This window comes from Pseudomonas sp. (genome assembly GCF_050739995.1).
Lineage (GTDB): Bacteria > Pseudomonadota > Gammaproteobacteria > Pseudomonadales > Pseudomonadaceae > Aquipseudomonas.
The window spans coordinates 1-4,384 of record NZ_JBOICG010000228.1; the positions used below are offsets into that span (position 1 = coordinate 1).

Consider the following 4,384-nt stretch of genomic DNA (forward strand, 5'->3'; position numbering starts at 1 on the left):
GCCTGGCACCAGGTTGTTCAGGTTCACGACATAGGAGTTGTGGTGCTTGTCGTGGTGGTATTCCAAGGTTTCCTTGGAGATGTGCGGCTGCAGGGCATCGTGTGCGTAGGGCAGCGGCGGCAATTCGAAAGCCATGATGATTCTCCTAATCAGGTCAGTTGCGGTGAGCGCAAGGCCGATCACGGGCGGCCAAACAAGCGCCGGGGAGTTTGTACTCTTTGCGGCGCAGGGTCCGGATCATAGCACCGGGGGTGCGGCAAAACCACGCAACAACTGTGTGGGATAGAGGTTCCAGAGCGTTTTGGAATAATCCTCAGGCGCTGATCAATTGATAGGCCACGCTGAACATCATCACAGCCACCAAAAGGTCCAGCAAGCGCCAGGTTGCCGGGCGCGCCAGCCAGGGGGCCAGCCACGCCGCGCCCAGCGCCAGGGTGGCAAACCACAGGAACGACGCGCTGGCCGCACCGGCCACATAGGCACCTGGTTCGGTTTGCTGAGCACCCAGGGAGCCAATCAACAGCACGGTGTCCAGGTAAACATGGGGGTTGAGCAGCGTCACCGCCAGGGCACTGAGCAATACCGCTCGCAGTGAGCGCACCTTGAAGGTGTCGCCTTGTTCAAGGCTTTGTTTTGAAAACGCCCGACGCAGCGCCAAGGTGCCATACCACAACAGGAATGCCGCACCGCCCCAGCGGGCAATCGCCAGCAGCAGTGGGTTCTGCGCCAGCACCGTGGCCAGGCCGAAGACTCCGGCCGCTACCAAAATGGCATCGCACACGATGCACAGTGCCGCCACCGGCAGGTGATGTTCGCGGCGCAGGCTTTGCGCCAAGACAAAGGCGTTCTGGGTGCCGATCGCCATAATCAAACCCAGGGCCACCAACAGCCCGTTCACATAGCTTTGCCACATAAGGTTTACTCCGCGTCCGCTGCCAGTTGCCGCAAAACGTGCATGGCGCGTTCGGCGTCGGCACGTCCGACAAATAGGTGGTCGTGGTAATAACCGGCAATGACGTTGCAACTGATACCTGCCTTGCCCAGCGCGCTGGCGAAGGCGGCGGTCAGGCCCACAGCTTCCAGGGCCGAATGCACGTTCAGGGTGATCCATGCCGCCACGTACTCGAAGGTCAAACCGGCTTGCTGCGCTTGTTGGCGCTCGACGATCAGCGTCAGGCCTTCCTGCTCGCGAAAGCTGCCGATGACATCGCAGCCCTCGGGAATGTGGCGGTCGGGCAGGGTGCAGAACACGTAGTCACCCTCATTCAACTGTGGGCTCATGCTGCGCAGCAGGGTCGCCAGGGCGGTTTCACCAGCCATATGAAGGTTCCTATCAAGAGAAGCAATACTGGTCATTTTCACGGTTCAAGCTGTATAAGAAAAACCAATATTGCTGATCGCTCATTAGAGAAACTGATGTTCGACTATAAATTGCTTTCCGCCTTGGCGGCGGTGGTGGAACAGGCTGGCTTTGAACGCGGTGCTCAGGTGCTGGGGCTTTCGCAGTCGGCCATTTCCCAACGCATCAAATTGCTGGAGGCGCGCATTGGCCAACCGGTGCTGGTACGTGCTACACCGCCGACACCCACGGATATCGGGCGGCGACTGCTCAACCATGTGCAACAGGTGCGGTTGCTGGAACGTGATCTGCAAAGCCAGGTGCCCGCGCTGGATGAGGAAGGGATGCCCGAGCGTCTGCGCATCGCCCTGAATGCCGATAGCCTCGCGACCTGGTGGGCGCAGGCGGTCAGCGATTTCTGCGCCGAGCAGCATTTGTTGCTGGACCTGGTGGTGGAAGACCAGACCGTGGGCCTAAAACGCATGCGTGCCGGCGAAGTGGCGGCCTGTATCTGCGCCAGCGAGCGTCCGGTGGCGGGGGCACGCAGCCTGTTGCTCGGTGCCATGCGCTATCGGGCGCTGGCCAGTCCGGCCTTTATTGCCAGGCACTTTCCTGAGGGTGTGCGTGCCGAGCAGTTGGCGCGTACGCCGGCGTTGGTGTTCGGTCCGGATGATTTCCTGCAGCACCGTTACCTGGCGTCCCTCGGGGTAGACGGTGGTTTCGAACACCATCTATGCCCCTCGTCCGAAGGGTTTATCCGCCTGACAGAGGCTGGGCTGGGCTGGGGCCTAGTGCCCGAATTGCAGGTGCGCGATCAGTTGGAGAAGGGCGTGTTGGTCGAGTTATTACCAGATAAGCCCATCGATGTGCCGCTGTACTGGCATCATTGGCGCAGTGGCGGGCAATTGTTGGGGCTGTTGACCGACCATCTGGCCCAGGCGTGTGGCCAATGGTTGGTGCCGTTGGAGTGATGGCAGGCGTCAAGGCTACAGCGATGAAAAACGAAAGATCACGGAGTAACACATGAAAATTCTGGTCACCGGCGCAAGCGGCTTCATCGGCGGGCGTTTTGCGCGTTTCGCCCTGGAGCAGGGCCTGGACGTACGGGTCAACGGGCGGCGCGCCGAGGGTGTCGAGCACCTGGTACGGCGTGGCGCCGAGTTTATCCAGGGTGATTTGAATGATGCAGACCTGGTGCGCGAGCTGTGCCGTGACGTCGAAGCCGTGGTGCATTGCGCCGGCGCCGTGGGCCTGTGGGGCAAGTACCAGGACTTTCACCAAGGTAATGTGTTGGTGACCGAAAACGTCGTCGAAGCCTGCCTCAAACAGCGGGTGGGGCGCCTGGTGCATTTGTCGTCACCGTCGATCTACTTTGACGGACGCGATCACCTGGGCTTGACCGAAGAACAGGTGCCCAAGCGCTTCAAGCATCCTTACGCCGCCACCAAATACCTGGCCGAACAGAAAGTCTTCGGCGCCCAGGAGTTTGGCCTTGAAGTGCTGGCCCTGCGCCCCAGGTTTGTGACCGGTGCCGGTGATATGAGCATCTTCCCGCGTTTGCTGAAGATGCAACGCAAGAACCGTCTGGCCATTGTTGGCGACGGTTTGAACAAGGTCGACTTCACCAGTGTGCATAACTTGAATGAAGCCCTCCTCAGCAGCTTGCTGGCCCCCGGTTCGGCATTGGGTCGGGCCTATAACATCAGCAACGGCACGCCGGTGCCGGTGTGGGACGTGGTGAACTACGTGATGCGCCAGATGGACTTGCCGCAGGTCACCCGCTATCGATCTTACGGCTTGTCCTACAGCGTGGCGGCGCTGAACGAAGCATTTTGCGCAATGTGGCCGGGTCGTCCGGAACCGGCGTTGTCGCGTCTGGGGATGCAAGTCATGAACAAAGATTTCACTCTCGACATCAGTCGGGCGAGGCATTATCTCGACTACGAGCCCAAGGTCAGCCTGTGGACCGCGCTCGACGAGTTCTGTAGTTGGTGGAAGGCTCAGGACCCCGGCCTGAAGTAGTCTCATAACTGGCAACACATCGGGAACCGAATGCGTGGTTCCGGGTCGACCAGTGCGCGGGGAACGCGGTTTATACTCCCGGTGCTCGGCCTTCCAGCTAGCCATCTCATTGATTCAAGGTAGATTCATGCGTAACGATGCTAACGACGACTTCGACAATGTTCCCAGCCTGCGGGCTGATTCAGGGGACGACGATGATTTCGTGCCGACCCCCGCCACCTCCGTGCGCTCGCGCAATACCCCGGTAGTCAAGGTCAAGCGGGCCAGCACCGGTCCATTGTGGGCCTTGGTCGGTGCGCTGCTGATCGCCTTTGCCGGCCTCGCCTGGTGGAGCTTCCAGCAGATCTCCCTGATGGGCCAGCAGTTGGTCGCCACCCAGGAAAGTTTTGCGCGCATCAGCGAGGAAGCGGCGGGGCGCTTGCAGGATATTTCCGGCAAGGTCGTGGCGAGTGAAGCCAACGTGAACAACGGCAGCGAAGCGCTCAAGTTGCAGATCAAGCAGTTGGAAACCCAACTGCTGGAGCAGGGCAAGCAGCAGGTCGGCGTGGCCGGCCAGGCGAGCGAACTGGACCAGCGCCTGGCGCAAATGACCACCAGCACCACTGAGCTGGCGAGTGCCAATGCCAAGTTGCAAGGCCAGGTGCAGGCCTTGACCGACGCCGTCGCCAGCCTCAAGGCGGCGCAGGGGGAGACCAAGGACCTGGCGACCGACGTGGCGGCCTTGAAGAAACAAGGCAACCCGAGTGCGGCCATCGCCCGCCTGGAGCAGGACCTTCTGGTACTCAAGAGTGCACAGGAAAACCAGCCCGCCAACAGCGACGCACCGACCAATAAAGAGTTCGACGTATTCCGTATCCAGACCACGCGCAACATCACCACCTTGCAGAGCCAGGTGCAGAACCTGCAACAACAGCTCAACGCGCCGGCGAAGATCACACCGCTGGGGCAGTGAACCGGTTAAAACTGTGGGAGCAGGCAAGCCAGCTCCCACAGTTGAATCGTGACCAGGAGTTAGATAATGGC

Annotated in this window: 5 protein-coding genes and 1 pseudogene; 3 read left to right on the top strand and 3 right to left on the bottom strand. The window is 60.5% G+C overall.

Annotation, left to right across the window (positions count from 1 at the left end; translation table 11 throughout):
* The 3 genes and pseudogenes from ACRESD_RS07815 to ACRESD_RS07825 all read right to left on the bottom strand — a co-directional run.
* A pseudogene (locus ACRESD_RS07815) lies at window positions 1–135 on the bottom strand (superoxide dismutase [Fe]); the annotation flags it as partial.
* A 178-nt stretch (window positions 136–313) separates the two neighbouring features.
* Complete coding sequence (locus ACRESD_RS07820) at window positions 314–913, bottom strand: LysE/ArgO family amino acid transporter (RefSeq protein WP_431750395.1); 600 nt, start codon at window positions 911–913, stop codon at window positions 314–316.
* A gap of 5 nt (window positions 914–918) precedes the next feature.
* Window positions 919–1,320 carry an ACT domain-containing protein gene (locus ACRESD_RS07825; RefSeq protein ID WP_431750396.1) on the bottom strand — a complete coding sequence of 134 codons (402 nt, stop codon included), beginning with the start codon at window positions 1,318–1,320 and terminating at the stop codon, window positions 919–921.
* Between the two features lie 96 nt (window positions 1,321–1,416).
* Between ACRESD_RS07825 and ACRESD_RS07830 the strand changes: the two genes are divergently transcribed.
* From ACRESD_RS07830 to ACRESD_RS07840, 3 genes are all read left to right on the top strand, one after another.
* Window positions 1,417–2,310: a LysR family transcriptional regulator ArgP gene (locus tag ACRESD_RS07830; RefSeq protein ID WP_431750397.1), complete on the top strand. Its 894-nt coding sequence runs from the start codon at window positions 1,417–1,419 to the stop codon at window positions 2,308–2,310.
* A gap of 52 nt (window positions 2,311–2,362) precedes the next feature.
* Window positions 2,363–3,361 (top strand): NAD-dependent epimerase/dehydratase family protein, encoded by a 999-nt coding sequence (locus ACRESD_RS07835; RefSeq protein WP_431750398.1) that lies wholly within the window; start codon window positions 2,363–2,365, stop codon window positions 3,359–3,361.
* Between the two features lie 127 nt (window positions 3,362–3,488).
* Window positions 3,489–4,313 carry an ATPase gene (locus tag ACRESD_RS07840; RefSeq protein WP_431750399.1) on the top strand — a complete coding sequence of 275 codons (825 nt, stop codon included), beginning with the start codon at window positions 3,489–3,491 and terminating at the stop codon, window positions 4,311–4,313.
* The last annotated feature ends 71 nt before the right edge of the window (window positions 4,314–4,384 follow it).